Source organism: Actinacidiphila polyblastidii (assembly GCF_036353415.1).
In the GTDB taxonomy this organism is placed as follows: domain Bacteria; phylum Actinomycetota; class Actinomycetes; order Streptomycetales; family Streptomycetaceae; genus Actinacidiphila; species Actinacidiphila polyblastidii.
The window spans coordinates 1-2879 of record NZ_JAZEWV010000071.1; the positions used below are offsets into that span (position 1 = coordinate 1).

Below are 2879 nucleotides of genomic sequence, written 5' to 3' on the forward strand. Positions count from 1 at the left end.
CTGCTGCAGGTGGGACGGGAGCGGCGCACCCGACGGACTGGGGGATGCGAGCAGGGTGGGCTGGTCGAGCCCGGCGAGGGACTCCCGCCAGGCCGCCTCGGCCGCCGGCCGGTCCTGCACGGCCAGCCACTCCAGATACGCCCGGTGCGGCGGGACCGCGGCAAGACCCGAGCCGTCCCCGCCGGCCTCGTACAACGCGAACAGGTCCTCCAACACCAGCGGCATCGACCACCCGTCGAGCAGGATGTGGTGATTGGTGAGGACGAGCCGGTGGAGGTCGGCGGCGAGCCGGATGAGGACGACCCGCAGCAGCGGCGGCCGGGCGAGGTCGAAGGGGGTGGTGCGTTCCTCGGCCATCACACGGTCGAGGGCGGCCGCGGCCTCGGAGGCGGGGAGCCCGGTGAGGTCCATGGAGCGCCACGGGGAGCGGGCGTGGCGGCGGATGACCTGGACCGGCTGGTCGAGACCCTGGTAGCGGAAGCCCGCACGGAGGTTGGGGTGGCGGCGCAGCAGGCCCTCCACGGCGGCGCGCAGCGCGGCCGGGTCGAGCCGGCCCGCCAGATCGGCGAAGAACTGCGAGTTGTAGACCGCCGCGTCCTGCTCGTCGATGGCGGAGTGGACGAGCAGGCCCTGCTGGAGCGGGGACAGCGGCAGGATGTCCTCGACCGGGTTCTTCATGGATCTGTACCTCTCGCCTCGGGCGTCAGGGAGGAGCGGGGGTGGGGGAGGAGCGGGGGTGGGACGGTGTGCAGGGGCGGTGCGCGAGGGGCGGCGCACCGGTCGTCAGCGCACCGGTCGGCGGCGCGCGGGACGGCGGAGTGTTCGGAGGAGGTCGTGCGAAGGAAGGGCGGTCAGCCCTCGGCGCCCTCGTACTCCCACGCGTCCTCGCCCTTCCAGGCGGCCGGGCCCCCGTCCACGTCGTCCGCGCCGTCGTCCAGGTCGTCATCCGGCTCCTCGTCCTCGATGGCGTCGATCTGCGCCTGAGTGAGGGAGACCAGGGAGAGGTCGGAGGGGGTGTGGCCGCCGTTCACGCCGTGCGGGGCGTGCGTGGCCAGCGCCGCCAGTGCCTGGAACCAGAGTTCGGCCAGTCCGGCCACGTCGTCACCCTCCATCGCCTCGGCCCAGGTCCAGGTCACGTCGAGGACCGGGGCACCGCCGGGTCGTTCGGTCGTCAGGGCCACCACGTCCAGCGTGTGGGCCAGCGGCATGCCGGGGTCGGCCCCGGCGGGGAGCAGGTCGGTGGACAGCTCCCAGCCGCCCACGCTGGTGGCGCCGAGGCGGCCGAGGTAGTTGAAGCCGATCTGCGGGCGGGGGAGGTCCGCCAGCAGGGGGGCGGTGTCCGCGTGGTGGTGGCGCAGCAGACCGTGTCCGACACCGCGTTCGGGCACGGCGCGCGCCTGTTCCTTGACCTGCTTGATGAGCCGGGCGCCCTCCGCGCCGCCGGCGAGCAGTGCCGGCCAGTCCACCACTCCGCCGTCCAGCGCGAGGGGGTGGATGCTGGTGAACCAGCCCACGGTGCGGGACAGATCAGCGCCAGGGACCAGGTGCTCCTCGCGGCCGTGGCCCTCGATGTCCACCAGCACCCGGCTGCCGGACGGAGCCCGCGGCGCCGTGCCCTGCGGGGTGCCCGTGCCCGGTGACCCGGCTGCGGATGACCCGGCCGCGGGCGACCCGCGCCCGTCCCGCCACCGCCCGACCGCGGCGACGAAGGCCGCGAGCAACACCTCGTTCACCCCCGCCCGGAAGGCCGCGGGGACATCGGTGAGCAACCGTGCGGTCAGCTCCGGCGCGAGGGTCCGGTGCAGTCGGCGAGCAGTGCCGAGGGTGTCGTGTGCCGGGTCCAGCGGGCGGCTGCCGAGGAGGGGCTCGGGGCCGCCCGCCAGCAGCTCCTGCCAGCGTTCGGCCTGCCCGGCGCGGTCACGCGCGGCGTCGGCGAGGCCGAGGGACCACTGCCGGAAGGAGGTGCCGACCGGCGGGAGCCGCACCTCGCGGCCCTGCTCCAGGGCGTCGAGCGCAGCCCGCAGGTCGGGCAGCAGTATCCGCCAGGACACCCCGTCGACCACCAGGTGGTGGATGACCAGCAGCAGCCTGCCCTCGGCGGGGCCGGCGTCGAGCCACACCGCCTCCACCATCGCGCCGGCGAAGGGGTCCAGCCGGTCCCGCGCTCGCGCGCCCTCCCGCGCGGCGACCGCGCGGACCTGCGCCGGGGCGAGCCCGCGGACGTCGACCCGGCGGGACACGGGTGCGTCCGCGTCGGGCGCGATCACCGCGCTCCAGCCGCCTCCGGTGCGCTCGAGCCGCATCCGCAGGGCGTCGTGGTGCCGTACCAGCGCCGCCAGCGCGGCATCGAGGTGGTCGACCCGCAGTCCACCCGGGGTGGTCACGACCATGGCCTGGTTGAACCCCTCGACGGGGCCGCCGAGATCGGCGAACCAGTGCATGATCGGGGTGAGCGGGACCGGTCCGGTCGCGGACACGGCGGGCGCGTGGCCGGCGCGGGCGTCCGTCGCGGCCGCCGGGGTCACGACGGCGGCGAGCCCGGCGACGTGGCGCCGCTCGAAGATCTGGCGCGGGGAGATGACGAGGCCGGCGGCGCGCGCCCGCGACACGACCTGGATGGCCGTGATGCTGTCGCCGCCGAGGTCGAAGAAGGAGTCCTCGGCGCCGACCCGCTCCAGTCCCAGCACCTCGGCGAAGACCGCGCACAGCGCCTCTTCCACGGGCGTCGACGGACCCCGCGAGGTCACCGAGCCGGCGAAGTCCGGTGCGGGCAGGGCACGCCGATCGAGTTTCCCGTTGGGGGTCAACGGGAGGGAGCCGAGCACCACCACGGCGGCCGGCACCATGTACTCCGGCAGGACTTCGGCGGCGCGGGCCCG

General features: G+C 75.4%; 2 protein-coding genes. Both read right to left on the reverse strand.

The genetic code is table 11. The features are described from left to right. The coding region (locus tag V2S66_RS34230) for a condensation domain-containing protein (protein WP_330800998.1) at nucleotides 1–678 on the reverse strand (678 nt) is incomplete at its 3' end. Between the two features lie 173 nt (nucleotides 679–851). Further along, nucleotides 852–2879, reverse strand: a 2028-nt coding sequence (locus V2S66_RS34235) for a condensation domain-containing protein (protein ID WP_330800999.1), incomplete at its 5' end; no start/stop codon positions are given.